The following is a 12,948-nucleotide window of genomic DNA, read 5'->3' on the forward strand; positions in this document are numbered from 1 at the left end:
TCAGGCCGCACGTTCGGTGGGCACGGCCCAGGCGTCGTAGCCGTAGACCCAATCGGCATTGCCGCCGTCCTTGAGCCACTGGTTGCCGCGCGAGCCGATCTGGATCTGGCTGGTGCGTTCCAGGCGCGCCTGCTGATAGCCCTGCAAGGCAGCCGCGACCTGGGACGGGCTGTCGAGGTCTTGTAGGTAGCGACCGAGCACCACCGCATCCTCGATGGCCTGGCCGGCACCCTGGGCCATGAACGGCATCATCGGGTGGCACGCATCGCCCAGCAGGGTGATCGCGCCCTTGGACCAGAACGGCAGCGGGTCGCGCTCATACAGCGCGGTCTTGAGCACATCGCTGCACGCATCCAGCAGGGCACGGGCGTCGGGGTGGAACGCCTGATAGTGGCTGCGCAGCTCGTCGGCATCGCCAGCGCTGGTCCACGACTCTTCGTGCCAGCTGTCCTGGGCGGTGGTGGCGAAGATAAAAATATCTTTGCCCTGGTTCAGCGGGAACGTAACGATCTGGCTCTGCGGGTTGGGGCCCCACCACTTGGTAAAGGCCTGGATGTTCGGCACATGGGCCACCCGCTCGGCCGGCACCACCGCGCGGTACGCCACCACCCCGGTAAAGCGCGGGTGCTCTTCGCCGAACAGCGCGTTGCGCACCACCGAGTGGATACCGTCGGCGCCGATCAGCACGTCACAACGGTGCTGGCTGCCATCCTTGAAATGCAGGCAGATGCCGTCGTCAGTGTGCTCGACCCGTTCGGCACGCTTGGCAAATTGCACCTGCTCCAGCGGGAACACTTCAGCCAGGGCCGCCAGCAGGTCGGCGCGGTGGATGGTCAATTGCGGGGCGCCGTATTTCTGCTCGGCGGCGTCGGACATTTCCAGGCGTGACGTCTCTTCGCCGCTGTCCCACATCCGGCTGATACGGTGGGTCGGCCGCGCGGCCGGGATGCGCACGGCGGCGCCAATGCCCAGGCCGTCCAGGGCACGGACCGCGTTGGGGGTAAGGTTGATATCGGCACCGACCCGCAAAAAGGCCTTGGACTGCTCAAACACGGTGACCTGGTGCCCGGCGCGGTGCAGGGCGATGGCGGCGGTCAGGCCGCCGATGCCGGCACCGGCGATAGCAATATTTAAGGACGGCATGGGCGACTCCTGCTCAAGGTTTCGGTTTGTCGGTGAGGAACTTGCCTTGCGGCGCCTCGACGTGTTGCTGGCGCCGGGTATTGCCGTCGATGCCGCCGGCAATCGCCCATTCGGCGAACACCGTGGGCCCCGGTTCAAAGGTGCGTGGCTGCCATTCGCCGGTCAGTTGGTCTTCGTCGGCGTAGTACTCCACCAGCGCGCCGGCCGGGTTTTTGAAGTACCAGAAAAACGCCGACGACACCGGGTGGCGCCCCGGGCCGATCTCGGTCGGCCAGCCGCAGCGGGATACATGCATGCCGCCGCCAAACACCTCGTGTACATCGCGTACGGTAAAGGCCACATGGTTCAGGCCGGCCCGTGGCGCCGGCAGTTGCAGCATGAACAGGTCGTGGTGGCCGCCTTCCTCGGCGGTGCGCAAGAACGCGCCGCGATCCGGGTAGCGGTCCGAGGCCTGGAAGCCGAAACGCTCGTGGTAGAAGGCCTCGCAGGCGTTCACGTCCTTGACGAAAAACACCACGTGGCCGACTTCAATCGGCGTGGCGCGTTCGTAGATCGGCGCCGCTTTGTTGATCCGGCCCTTGGTCTGCCAGGTGTTGTGGCCGCTGCATTCAATCTCCAGCTCACGCTTGCGCGTCACTTGCAGGCGGATCGCCAAGCCGTTGGGGTCGGTGCAGCCGATGCGCCCGTTGCCCTCGACAAACCCCGGGTCGTTGGCGATGCGTTCGGCGTACAGCGCAAGGTCGGCCGCGTCGGCCACGCCCCACACCACTTCGCGCACGGTCGAGCCGGCCTCGATGGCGGGCGGCAGGCTAGGTTTGTTCAGGTCGGCGAGCACTACGCGGCAGCCGTTGAGGGTCTCGAAGATCACCTCATCGGGTTGCGCGCTGACCTGGGTCAGGCCCCAGTCGCTGAAAAAACGCACGCAGGTGTCGAGGTCCTCGACGCCATAGGTGACTTCATCAATACCTAAAACGCTCATCACGCTACCTCGTGTGGCACACCGGCCCAGGCCAGTGGCTGTTGGTTCATGCCCCAGTAGAGGCTCTTTTGTTCCATGTATTGCAGGATCCCCAGGCGGCCTTTTTCGCGGCCCAGGCCGCTGTCGCGCCAACCGCCGAACGGCGTGGAAATCGAGAACTGTTTGTAGGTGTTGATCCACACCGTGCCGGCCTGCAAGCGCCGGCCCAGGGCCCAGGCGCGCTTGTAGTCACGGCTCCAGATGCCAGCCGCGAGGGCGTACAGGCTGTCGTTGGCCTGCTCCAGCAATTGCGCTTCGTCGTCGAAGGGCATGGCCACCAGCACCGGGCCGAAGATTTCTTCCTGGCACACCTGTTGTTGGTTGTGCAGGCCTTCGAGGATGGTCGGCGGGTAGAAGTAGCCCTGGTCATACAGACCACCGCTGGGGCGCTGCCCGCCCAGGCGCAGGCGCCCGCCTTCGGCCAGGCCGCGGGCAACGTAGCGCTCCACCGATTCACGATGGCTGGCGCTGATCAGCGGGCCCATCTGGGTGTTTTCGTCGGCCGGGTCGCCCAGGTGCAGGTTCGCGGCGGCGGCCACCAGGCGCTGCATAAAGGGTTCGTACAGGGCGCGCGCCACAAACAGCCGCGAGCCGGCAATACAGGCCTCGCCAGAAGAGCTGAAGATGCCGTAGAGCACGCCCGCCACCGCGTGGTCGAGGTCGGCGTCATCCAGGACGATGGTCGGCGACTTGCCGCCCAGCTCCAAAGACACCGGCATCATCTTGTCGGCGGCGATATGGGCGATGTGCTTGCCAGTGCGGGTGCCGCCGGTGAACGACACGCGCTTGACCAGCGGGTGGCGGGTCAGCGCATCACCGAGCAGCGAGCCCTTGCCCGGCAGCACGCTGATCAGGCCCTTGGGCAGGCCGGCCTCTTCGCACAGACGCGCCAGGCGCAGGGCCAGCAGCGGGGTGATTTCCGCGGGCTTGATCACCACCGCATTGCCCGCGGCCAGGGCTGGCGCGACCTTCTGCGCCTCGCTGGCAATCGGCGAGTTCCACGGGGTGATCGCGGCGACCACGCCCATCGGCTCATACACGCTCATGCTGACGAAATCGCCGCGCGAGGGGGTGATGGTTTCTTCCAGGGTTTCGCAGGCGGCGGCGAAGAACTGGAAGGTGCCGGCCGCACTGGCCACCAGCGCGCGGGTTTCATTGATCGGCTTGCCGTTGTCCTGGCGTTGCAGCTGCGCCAGTTCTTCACTGTGCCGGCGGATCAGCTCGGCGATGCGGTACAGCACACCGGCCCGCTCATGGGGTTTGCGCTGGGCCCAGCCGCTGTGCAGGAAGGCCTGGTGCGCGCCCTGGATGGCGTCTTCCACATCCTGCAAGTCGGCGGCATTGAGCCAGGCCACGGCCTCGCCGGTGGCCGGGTAGCGGCTGGCATAGCGCTCGCCACGGCCCAGGCGCCAGTGGCCGGCGATGCAGATCGGTAAAGTCTGTTCGAGGGTCATCGACGGGCTCCTAAATTGAGATGGCATGGGCGTGGTTGCCCAGCGCACGCACCACGCTGTACACGGTCAGCGCCGAGGTCTTGGGGTTGGCCAACAGCGGCTTGCCGCGCAGGCTCAACTCGAAACGGCCAAAGGCGCCGCAGGCTTCAAAGTGGTGGACGTTTTCGTCGCTGTGGGGGTCGGCGATCAGCGTGACGTGGGTGCGATCCAGGCCCAGCCCGGCCAGGGACAGGGTGGCGGCGACGTTGGCATTTTTCGGGTACAGCCGCGCCGCTTCGCGGGCGCTGCCCTGGAAGATCACCGTGGCTTGGCTGATGGAATCCAGATCGCAGGCCTGCTCGCCGGGGGTGTTCTTCCAGGCCCGGGCCGGCTTGCGCCCGGTGTAGTTGACCGAGTCCAGGCCGCCGACCTTGGCCGCCGACAACGCATCAATACCGCCAATGGCCCCGGGCAGCAGCTCGATGCGGGTCTTGCCGCGCTCGGCGGCTGCTTCCAGGCGCTCGACCAGACCCACTTCAGACAAGGCGCCGACCGAGACAATCAGGCAGGCAATCCCACGCTCCAGGGCCGGCAGCACATGTTCCTCGATAGCGCGGTGACCGGCGCACTCCACCAGCAAATCCGGGCGGGCGTCGGCGGGCAAGGCGGTGAGCACCTGCGGCGGTTGCTTGAAACTGGCCAGGCGCTGGCGCACCAGGGCTTCGGAGCCCTCGGAGGCAATGACGTAATCCACGCATAACTGTGGATCGTTCTCCAGCAACTCCAGCACGCCGACGCCAATGGCGCCGCAGCCGATCATGGTGATATGCAGCATGCGACGATCCTCAGGCGGTGGCCTTCTGGGCTTTGGTTTCGCTGTTGGGCGGGCCGGCGAACTGGGTGGCGAAATTGCCCACGCTGAGCATGTCCACTTCCAGCAGGAACGGGCCGGGCTGGCTCAAGGCGCTGTCGACCACCTTGCCGAAATCCTTGAGGTCGGTGACCAGGCCATGGCGCAGGCCCATGGATTCGGCGAGCTTGGTGTAGTCCGGGGTGTGCAGGTCGACATAGCAATGCCGGCTGCCGTAGACCGCGTCCTGGATATTGCGGATCACCCCGTAGCGCTGGTCGTTCATCAGCAGGATCACCAGGTTGGCGCGCTCCTGGACCAGGGTCGCCAGCTCACCCAGGTTGAGGATGAAACCGCCATCGCCCGCCAGGGCGAACACTTTGCGCTCGGGCGCGGTTTCAGCGGCTGCCACCGCTGCCCCGATGCCCATCGCCAGGCCTTGGCCAATACCGCCGCCCAAGGCGTGAACCCCGGCGCGTGGGTGGTACAGGTTGAGCAGACGGTTGCCCCAGATGCTGTTGGACAGGGTCACATCGCGCACCCAGGAGAAGTTGCGCCCGGTGCTGGCCTGCAATTGTTCGACCATCGCCGAGTACGGGCCCAGGTCCGCCACCAGTTGGTTGCGCGATTGCTCGCGCACGGCCTTGAGTTCGCTGAGGAACTGCGGATCGGTGTGCAGGCGGCCTTCCAGGCGGTCAGCCAGGCCGTCCAGGGCCAGGGCCGTATCGCCGCAGATAAACAGCTCGCTGGCATAGCTGCGGCCTTCGATGGCCGGGTTGGCGTCGATGCGCAGGGTGTTCTGCGGCAGCTTGAGTGCGTACTTGAAGGTCTCGTTGCTGCGCAGGCGCGACCCGGCGATCAGCAGGGCATCGCAGGTTTGCAGGAACTGCTCGACCCGTTTGTTTTGCGAAAAGGCCCCCAGGCAACGCTCGTCGTCTTCATTGACCACGCCACGGCCCTGGGTCGAGGTGATCACCCCCACGCCCATCGCCAGCAGGCGCTTGACCTGCGCCCCGGCATGCCGTGCGCCGCCACCGAGCCAGAGCATCGGGCGCTTGGCACTGGCCAGGCGTTCGGCTACCAAGTCCAGGGCTTCCGGCGGCGGCACGGCCACCGGGATCGGCAGTGGCGACAGGTCGCTGGGCATGGGGATAAAGGTCGACTGGATATCGATCGGGATCTCGACGCTGACCGGGCCGGTGGGCGCGGTGAGGGCGGTCTGCACCGCGAGCTTCAGGGTGCTGATGGCGGTCTCGACGCTGCGCACGCGAAAGGCGGCCTTGGACACGGCCTTGAGCATGTTCAACTGGTCGCGGGCTTCGTGGATATACGCCAGTTCCTGGTCCAGGTACGGCGTCTCGATCTGCCCGGTGATGTGCAGCAGCGGGGTGCCGGCGGTCTGTGCTTCAACCATGGCACCCGCGGCATTGCCGGCGGCGGTGCCGGTGGAGGTCAGGCACACGCCCAGACCGCCGGTGGTGCGGGCATAGGCGTCGGCCATGTTGGCGGCGCCGGCTTCACCCCGGGCCATGACGAAGCGGATATTGCCGCGCACGGCGAAGGCATCGAGGATCGGCATGTTGTGGATCGAGATCACGCCAAACACGGCCTTGACGTCGCATTGTTCGAGGAAGGCGGTGATGGCAGCGCCCACGGTGACAGTGTTTTCATTACGCATGGCGGGACAGGCCTCCGGATACATCGATATGGCTGCCTGTGGTGTAAGCCGACAGAGGCGAGGCCAGAAACAGGATCGCGCGGGCCGCTTCAAGCGGCAGGCCCAGGCGCCCCAGGGGAATATGTTTTTGTTGGGCCAGGCGGGCGGTCCATTGCGCCCAGTCGAGGTCGCGCTCTTCACGCGCTTCAAAGCGGCGGCGCCATTGCCCGGATTCCACCAGGCCAATCAGGATGCCGTTGACGCGGATGCCTTGCGGGGCGAATTCGGTGGCCATCGAGCTCACCAGGTTCTTGACCCCGGCGCGGGCGGCCGAAGTGGCGACCATGTGCGGTTCCGGCTGGCTGGCCAGCAGCGAGTTGACGCAGACGATGGCGGCATCGGCCTGGTGTTGCAGTTGCGGCTTGAAGGCGCGGACCGGGTTGATCACCGAAAAAAACTTCAGGTTCAACTCTGCGGTCCAGGCGCTGTCGGTGGTGTCGGCAAAGGTCGAGACCCGGCCTTGCCCGGCGTTGTTGATCAGCACGCTGGCGGCGCCCAGCGCGGCCTGGCTGGCGCTGGCAAAGGCGTTGACCGCTTCGCCATCGAGCACATCGCACACCTGGGCCAGCAGCCGGCCTTGCGGGAAACGCTGGCGCAGGTCGCTTTCGGCACGGCGCAGGCGCTCTGCATCGCGGCCGCAGAACGCAACGGCGGCGCCGGCTTCCAGCAGTAGCTCGACGCACGTCAGGCCAATGCCCGAGGAGCCTCCGGTGACGATTGCGGTGCGGCCCTGCAATGAATAAAGGCTCATCTCAATCTCTCATCAAGGCAGTGACGCGAGGCTGGCCGCTGTGGGCGCCGCCGTTGTAATTGAGCAGGCGCGACAGCTCGTCTGCGCTGCGCCGAACCTGGTTCAGCAGTTCTTCAAAATTCACATGACCGATCTGTGTGGTGGGGATGGTCACGCCAAGGGCCGCCACGATGCCGCCGCTCTGGTCGCGCACGGGCGCGGCCACTGTGGAAATCGCCGACTCAAAGAATCCTTCGCCGCTGACAAAGCCGCGCTGGCGATCGGCCTGGAGCATGTCGAACAGCTCCATCACGGTTTTTGGCGTGCAGTGGGAGTGCTGTTCCAGGTGCTCTTCGGGGTACAGCTCGCGCAGTTCGGCCAGTGACAGCTCTTCGAGGAGGATGCGCCCCAGCACCGTGGCATGGGCCGGCAAACGGGTGCCGACGTTGACCGCGTTGGAGAACACCGAAGGCGGCGAGACCTTGGCCACGTACACGATGGAACGCCCGTCGCGCACCACCAGGTTGCTGGGGTAGTTAACCCGGTCGCACAAACGGGCCAGCAGCGGCTGGCCGAGTTCGGTCAGCTCCAGCGATGCCAGGTACTCGAAGCCCAGGCGCAGCACCGACATGCCCAGGCGGTATTCGTTGCCGCTGCGGGTGACGAAGCCCATGGTTTCCAGGGTGGTCAGCAGGCGGAAAATGGTCGAGCGCGGCAGCGCCAGGCGCCGTGCCAGCTCCGGCGCTGTCAGGGTGCGGTTGCGCCGGCTGAACTCGCACAGCAGCAGCAAGCCGCGCTCCAGGCCCGGCACGATGTATTTGTCCTGGGCATCCTTCAGCAGATCTGAGTCGTTCATAGGGTTCTACCTGTCAGGGATTGTTTGAGGGCGTAGGCCAGGCGACCGGCAACTACCAGCGGTTGTTCGATGGGGCTGGCATGGCCGGCGTCGGCGATCAGGTTGAAGCTGGCGCCCAGGGCCTTGGCCACGCCCAGGCAGGTGTCGGGCGTGGTGATGGCGTCGGCTTCGCCGCAATGCACATCGCAGGGCATTGCCGGTTGGCCGTGGCGCAGCAGGTCGTCGCCGCACAGCAATTCGATGGCCTGGCGATAACCCAGCGGGTTCAGGCGCGCCATGTTCCAGTGCACCCAGGCCAAGGCTTCGGGCTGGGCCCGGGGCGAGAGCATATGGGCACTGCGTTGTGCGGCCAGGCCGGCGATGCCCAGGCGTTGTAGGTTGTCCAGGCGTTGCTGGCGCACTTGTTGGCGCTGCTGGCTACGCTCGGGTGCGCCATAGCCGCGGGCCGGGCTGATCAGCACCAGGCGGCTCACGCGCTGGGCCTGGGCACTGCGGGCCAAGGCCAGGGCGGTCAGCGCGCCCAGGGAATGGCCGACCAGCATGCACTCATTCACCTGCAGCGCATCGAGCATCTGCACCAGGCGCGCGGCGTATTGCTCGGCCTTGGGTACTTGCGATTCCAGGGGGCTGGAGTCGCCATAGCCGGGCGCGTCCCAGGCGATGACCCGGGCCTGGGCCGCCAGGTGCTGTGCCACTTGCAGCCAGGACGCCGCGCCCGAGCCGATGCCGTGCAGCAACACCACCGCCGGCCCGGTGCCGCATTCGCGCAGGGCCTGCTGGCCACCCGCTGACGCGACCCATTGCTGGGGGAAATCGCGCTGCAGTTGGGCTTGCAGGTCGGCCGTCGGCGCGGCTTGCGTGAGTCCTGGCAACATGGGCTTACCCGCGCTTGATCGAGGCCAGAGGGTGCTCTGGCGGATAGGTCGGGGTGATCGGCTTTTTCGCGCCGAGCATCACGCACATCAGCGCGTCTTCGTCGCCGATGTTGATCTCTTCGCGGTACACCCCCGGCGGCACGGAAATCACGTCGCGGTCGGTGAGGATGGTTTCAAAACGCTCGCCGTCCTTTTCCAGCACCACCTTGAGTTTGCCGCGCAGCACGAAGAACACTTCTTCGACGTCAATGTGCAGGTGCGGCGGGCCTTCATGGCCGGCCGGGATGACCATGGTGGAAAAGGTGAAGTGCTCCGACGGGATGGTGTTCATGTCGGTGCTGATGCCGGTGCCGCCAGTGCCGATGTAGCGCATTTGCGCGCGGCGGAACTTGGGGTCGTAGTCGGCCTGGAACTTCAGGGCATCCCAGTCGTACTTGCGCGTCTCGTAGCGGGCGATGCGCGTGCTCATCCAGCTTTCCAGGCTGGCGCCGGCAGGGCGGTCCCAGCTTTTGGGGGTGTCGTTTTGGGCAGATAGATCAGTCATGACAGTCTCCAGATCAAGGCATGACGAACCCGCCGTTGACCGGCAGGGTTTGTCCAGTGATAAAGCGGGCAAGGTCGGACAGCGCGAACAGCACGGCGCCGCTGACGTCTTCGGGCAATTGCGGGCGTTGCAGGGCCCGTTGGTCGTTGTACAAACGGTGGCGCGCCTCGGGCACGTAGGCGGTGGCTTCCACCAGCACCAGGCCAGGGGCGATGGCGTTGACGGTGATGTTGCTGCTGCCCAGTTCCCGCGCCAGGCTGCGGGTCATGGCGATGATTGCGCCCTTGCTGGCCACGTAGGCCAACAGGTTCGGCGCGCCCCACAGCGGGGTGTCCGAGGCCAGGTTGACGATGGCGCCCTGGCCGCTGGCGCGCAGGGCCGGCAGGCAGGCGGTGGTCATCAGCCAGGTGCCGCGCACGTTGACCTGCATCACCTGGTCCCAGGTGTCGATGCTCAGCTCTTCGCAGCCCTTGCCCCCGGAGTTGGTGATCGAGGCGTTGTTCACCAGGCCATCGAGGCCGCCCAGCAGGCCGATCGTCGCGTCGACACAGGCCTGGATCGACGCGGGTTGCGCCAGGTCGACAGCCACGGCTTGTACGTCCAGGCCCAGCGCCCGCAGTTCACCGGCGGCCTGCTGCACACGTTCGTGCAGCACATCGGCAATCACCACCCGCGCACCGGCCTGGCCGATGGCCTGGGCAAAGGCATAGCCCAGGCCCCGGGCGCCACCGGTGACCAGCACGCGGCGGCTTGCAAGCAAAAGGTCATGGCGGCTCATCATTGGGTGCTCAACATGGCTTTGGGCATGTAGTGCAGGACGCGTTTTTCTGCCCACACCACCGCGCCGTAGGCGATCACCCCAATCAGGGTCAGCGCCACAATGGCGACGAACACCCCGGCGGTGTTGCCCTGGCCCTCGGCGTCTACCAGCAAGAAGCCCAGGCCCTGGTTGCCACCGACCAGCTCACCGACGGTGACGCCGATCACGGCCAGGGTCGAGGCGATGCGCAGGCCGGAAAACAGCGCGGCCATGGCCGACGGGAACTCCACCAGGCGGAAGATCTGCCAGCGGCTGGCGTTCATGGTGCGGACCAGGTTGATCATGTCCGGGTCGACGGTGCGGATCGCCGAGAGCACGTTGATCATCACCGGGAAGAACACGATCAGGATCGCGATCAAAATCTTCGGGTAGATGGTGTAGCCCAGCCACATCACGAACAGCGGCGCGAAGGCGACTTTGGGGGCAATCTGCAAGGCCAGGATGTACGGCGACAACATGGCTTCGGCAGCCGGCGACAGGCCCAGGGACACGCCGATCATCACGCCCAGCAGGGCGCCGAGGGCGAAGCCGACGACGATTTCCAGGGCGGTGATCAGGGTGTGTTGCAGCAGGCCGCCGGTTTGCCACATCACCAGGCCTTCCTGGGCCACGCGGCTGAGTTTGGGCATGACGAACTCGGGCATGCCGAGCAGGCCGGGGCCCCATTGCCACAGCACCAGGAACAGGATCAGCAGCGCGACGCTACCGAGCACGGAGTTGTTGTTTTTCATTGTGTGCGTTCCTCAATGTCCCCGACCGGGCTGTCGACGAATTGGTTGGTAAAGAGCTCCTCAAGCGCGGTCGCCTGGGTGACGATGCCTTCGCTGACATAGAACTGGCGGACCTTGTCCAGGTGCTGTGGGTCGATGCGCCCGAGCACGGCCTGCCTGGCGTAGACGTGTTCGATGTAGAGCTTGAAGATCTTTTCCAGGGACTCTTCCTTGCCGGCATAGGCCGGCACCGCCTTGGCGAAGGTCACGGCGGCGGCGCGCGGGTCCTGGATGATGTCGCGCATGCCTTGCAGGGTGCCCTGCACCACGCCACGCACAATCTGTGGCTGGTTCTTGATCGCGGCGTCCGAGGCGAGAATCGCCTGGGCCATGCTCTCGAAGATCTGGTCCTGGGGGATCAGCTTGATCTGCACCCCGGCTTCCTGGGCATTGATCACCCAGTCCGGCACGCCCGCCATGGCCTGGGCCTTGTTGGCGGAGAACAACTGCCAGACCCCGGCCGGGCCGGCGGCCTGGATGTTCACGTCGTTCTTGCCCAGCCCGGCTTTGCGCAGCGAGGCGAGCAGGGCGTAGTAGGTGGTGTCGGAGTACGACATCACCGTCAGGGTCTTGCCCTTGAGGTCGCTGATGCTGTTGATGTTGTCCTTGGCGTTGGTGGCGATCATCGTCACTCCGCCATCGCCCAGTACCGCCACGGCGCGCACCGGGATGCCATTGGCCCGCACCACAATCGGCGTGTCGCCGATGGCCCCGCCGATCAATGCGTTACCGGCGCCGATCTGCTTGGCCACATCCACGCCACCTTTGGCGGCGATAAAGGTCAGGTCCAGGTCCTGGGCGGTGTAGTAGCCCTTTTCCTTGGCGATGATCCACGGTGCGAACGCAGGCGAGTTGGGCGGCGCCGGCAGCAGGTAGGTGACCTTGGTCGGCTGCGCCTGGGCGGCACAGGCCATGCCGAGGCCCAGGCTGAGGGCGCAAAGACGTTGAAACAGAGACTTGAGCATGGGGACTCCGGAATCGGTTGGGGGCCGCAAGGGCGGTGATCAGTGCAGTTCGGTGTCGGCGCCGACCTGGAGCAACTCCATCAGGCGGCCGACCAGCGGGCCGATTTCCGGCAGCTTGCGGCGCTCCAGGGGGTTGTCGCGAAACGGCAGGTCGATACTGATTTCCTCGATGATCGTGCCGGGGCGGGCGCTCATGACCAGCAAGCGGTCGGACATGGCGATGCCTTCGATCAGGTCGTGGGTGATAAACAGCGCGGTCTTCTTTTCGTCGAACAGCATCCGCGCCATGTCCTGTTGCAGGATCATCTTGGTTTGGGCATCGAGGGCCGAGAACGGCTCGTCGAGGAACAGCACCTGTGGGTCGATGGCCAGGGTGCGGGCCAGGGCGGCGCGCTGGCGCATGCCGCCGGAGAGCTGGAACGGGTAGTGATCGGCGTAGCCATTGAGGTGGCAGCGCTCGAGCAGGTCCAGGGCCACCTTCTGCCGGGTGGCGGCCGCCACGCCCTGGATCTCCAGGCCCAGTTCGACGTTGCGGCGGATGCTGCGCCAGGGCATCAACAAGTCCTTTTGCAGCATGAACGCAACCTGCGGCACCGGCCCGGTGACCGGCTTGCCACCGACGAACACTTCTCCTTCGCTGGGGCGGTACAAGCCCGAGCCCATATTGAGAATGGTGCTTTTGCCGCAACCGGAAGGGCCGATAATCGACACCACTTCACCCCGGCGAATCTTGAAGTTCACCTCGCGAATGGCGAAGGGCGCGTGCGCTTTACCCTTGGCCGGGAAACATTTACCGACATTGCGAAATTCAATTTCAGTCGGCTCCAGCTCTTCCCTGAGAGCTTGGTTATTCCATTGGGGCGTCACGGCGTACATCTCTTTCACAGCCATCAGGAAGGTACTCTGGTCTGTTTTATAGGTGATACGACGTTTAGTGCATGAACAATGCCAGTGACTTATTTCCTACGGGCTTTCAGAAAATATTCTTTGTTATTAGTGGGTTGGGTTTAATTTGATAAAGTTTTAATGTTTCATATATAAAACGTTGGTTCTTATATGGCACGAAATTGCACACGCCCGGGCATGTAATGGGAAGTTGCGAGGAGTCGGTGCTTTTTCAGGTAACGCGGGGGAGTTATGAAAGGGCTTGTTTGTTTTATCTATAAAACGCAGTTGCGCGTTTCTATATAGGTGCTCACTTGTTAAAAAGCAGGCAAAAAAAAGGGC

13 protein-coding genes are annotated in these 12,948 nt (G+C 65.1%); all 13 read right to left on the bottom strand.

The features are described from left to right. Genes AO268_RS15345 through AO268_RS15405 form a run of 13 tightly spaced genes read right to left on the bottom strand, consistent with a single transcriptional unit; the run spans position 1 to position 12,597 of the window. Positions 1–1,143 carry an FAD-dependent monooxygenase gene (locus AO268_RS15345; RefSeq protein ID WP_099169174.1) on the bottom strand — a complete coding sequence of 381 codons (1,143 nt, stop codon included), beginning with the start codon at positions 1,141–1,143 and terminating at the stop codon, positions 1–3. 13 nt (positions 1,144–1,156) lie between these two features. After that, positions 1,157–2,122 (bottom strand): VOC family protein, encoded by a 966-nt coding sequence (locus AO268_RS15350; protein WP_099169175.1) that lies wholly within the window; start codon positions 2,120–2,122, stop codon positions 1,157–1,159. Then, positions 2,122–3,615: an aldehyde dehydrogenase gene (locus AO268_RS15355; protein ID WP_099169176.1), complete on the bottom strand. Its 1,494-nt coding sequence runs from the start codon at positions 3,613–3,615 to the stop codon at positions 2,122–2,124. The genes AO268_RS15350 and AO268_RS15355 overlap by 1 nt, the downstream gene beginning before the upstream one ends. Before the next feature lie 10 nt (positions 3,616–3,625). Further along, the gene (locus AO268_RS15360) at positions 3,626–4,429 is read right to left on the bottom strand and encodes an aspartate dehydrogenase (RefSeq protein WP_076963109.1); all 804 of its coding nucleotides are present in this window, start codon (positions 4,427–4,429) and stop codon (positions 3,626–3,628) included. A 10-nt stretch (positions 4,430–4,439) separates the two neighbouring features. Further along, complete coding sequence (locus tag AO268_RS15365) at positions 4,440–6,122, bottom strand: thiamine pyrophosphate-binding protein (protein WP_099169177.1); 1,683 nt, start codon at positions 6,120–6,122, stop codon at positions 4,440–4,442. Then, positions 6,115–6,912, bottom strand: coding sequence for an SDR family oxidoreductase (locus AO268_RS15370; RefSeq protein ID WP_099169178.1), 798 nt, complete (start codon positions 6,910–6,912; stop codon positions 6,115–6,117). Before AO268_RS15370 ends, AO268_RS15365 begins: the two co-directional genes overlap by 8 nt. Position 6,913: 1 nt before the next feature. Then, positions 6,914–7,747: an IclR family transcriptional regulator gene (locus AO268_RS15375; protein ID WP_076963112.1), complete on the bottom strand. Its 834-nt coding sequence runs from the start codon at positions 7,745–7,747 to the stop codon at positions 6,914–6,916. Then, the gene (locus AO268_RS15380) at positions 7,744–8,622 is read right to left on the bottom strand and encodes an alpha/beta fold hydrolase (RefSeq protein WP_099169179.1); all 879 of its coding nucleotides are present in this window, start codon (positions 8,620–8,622) and stop codon (positions 7,744–7,746) included. The genes AO268_RS15375 and AO268_RS15380 overlap by 4 nt, the downstream gene beginning before the upstream one ends. Positions 8,623–8,626: 4 nt before the next feature. After that, positions 8,627–9,166, bottom strand: coding sequence for a cupin domain-containing protein (locus AO268_RS15385; protein ID WP_029289969.1), 540 nt, complete (start codon positions 9,164–9,166; stop codon positions 8,627–8,629). Positions 9,167–9,179: 13 nt separating this feature from the next. Then, positions 9,180–9,944: an SDR family oxidoreductase gene (locus tag AO268_RS15390; protein ID WP_099169200.1), complete on the bottom strand. Its 765-nt coding sequence runs from the start codon at positions 9,942–9,944 to the stop codon at positions 9,180–9,182. After that, positions 9,944–10,717, bottom strand: a complete 774-nt coding sequence (locus AO268_RS15395) for an ABC transporter permease (protein WP_076963115.1) — start codon at positions 10,715–10,717, stop codon at positions 9,944–9,946. Before AO268_RS15395 ends, AO268_RS15390 begins: the two co-directional genes overlap by 1 nt. Further along, a complete protein-coding gene (locus AO268_RS15400; RefSeq protein ID WP_099169180.1) occupies positions 10,714–11,721 on the bottom strand; it encodes an ABC transporter substrate-binding protein in 1,008 nt (335 codons plus the stop codon). The genes AO268_RS15395 and AO268_RS15400 overlap by 4 nt, the downstream gene beginning before the upstream one ends. Positions 11,722–11,760: 39 nt before the next feature. After that, positions 11,761–12,597: an ABC transporter ATP-binding protein gene (locus tag AO268_RS15405; RefSeq protein WP_076963117.1), complete on the bottom strand. Its 837-nt coding sequence runs from the start codon at positions 12,595–12,597 to the stop codon at positions 11,761–11,763. Between the last annotated feature and the right edge of the window lie 351 nt (positions 12,598–12,948).

Origin of the sequence: Pseudomonas sp. ICMP 8385 (assembly GCF_002699915.1) — a bacterium.
GTDB lineage: Bacteria > Pseudomonadota > Gammaproteobacteria > Pseudomonadales > Pseudomonadaceae > Aquipseudomonas > Aquipseudomonas gessardii.

Bases quoted from the DNA above. Each gene is read 5' to 3' on its own strand.
- AO268_RS15405 (WP_076963117.1), bottom strand. From the start codon at position 12,597: ATGTACGCCGTGACGCCCCAATGGAATAACCAAGCTCTCAGGGAAGAG.
- AO268_RS15345 (WP_099169174.1), bottom strand. From the start codon at position 1,143: ATGCCGTCCTTAAATATTGCTATCGCCGGTGCCGGCATCGGCGGCCTG.
- AO268_RS15390 (WP_099169200.1), bottom strand. From the start codon at position 9,944: ATGAGCCGCCATGACCTTTTGCTTGCAAGCCGCCGCGTGCTGGTCACC.
- AO268_RS15395 (WP_076963115.1), bottom strand. From the start codon at position 10,717: ATGAAAAACAACAACTCCGTGCTCGGTAGCGTCGCGCTGCTGATCCTG.
- AO268_RS15365 (WP_099169177.1), bottom strand. From the start codon at position 6,122: ATGCGTAATGAAAACACTGTCACCGTGGGCGCTGCCATCACCGCCTTC.
- AO268_RS15350 (WP_099169175.1), bottom strand. From the start codon at position 2,122: ATGAGCGTTTTAGGTATTGATGAAGTCACCTATGGCGTCGAGGACCTC.
- AO268_RS15380 (WP_099169179.1), bottom strand. From the start codon at position 8,622: ATGTTGCCAGGACTCACGCAAGCCGCGCCGACGGCCGACCTGCAAGCC.
- AO268_RS15400 (WP_099169180.1), bottom strand. From the start codon at position 11,721: ATGCTCAAGTCTCTGTTTCAACGTCTTTGCGCCCTCAGCCTGGGCCTC.
- AO268_RS15355 (WP_099169176.1), bottom strand. From the start codon at position 3,615: ATGACCCTCGAACAGACTTTACCGATCTGCATCGCCGGCCACTGGCGC.
- AO268_RS15375 (WP_076963112.1), bottom strand. From the start codon at position 7,747: ATGAACGACTCAGATCTGCTGAAGGATGCCCAGGACAAATACATCGTG.
- AO268_RS15370 (WP_099169178.1), bottom strand. From the start codon at position 6,912: ATGAGCCTTTATTCATTGCAGGGCCGCACCGCAATCGTCACCGGAGGC.
- AO268_RS15360 (WP_076963109.1), bottom strand. From the start codon at position 4,429: ATGCTGCATATCACCATGATCGGCTGCGGCGCCATTGGCGTCGGCGTG.
- AO268_RS15385 (WP_029289969.1), bottom strand. From the start codon at position 9,166: ATGACTGATCTATCTGCCCAAAACGACACCCCCAAAAGCTGGGACCGC.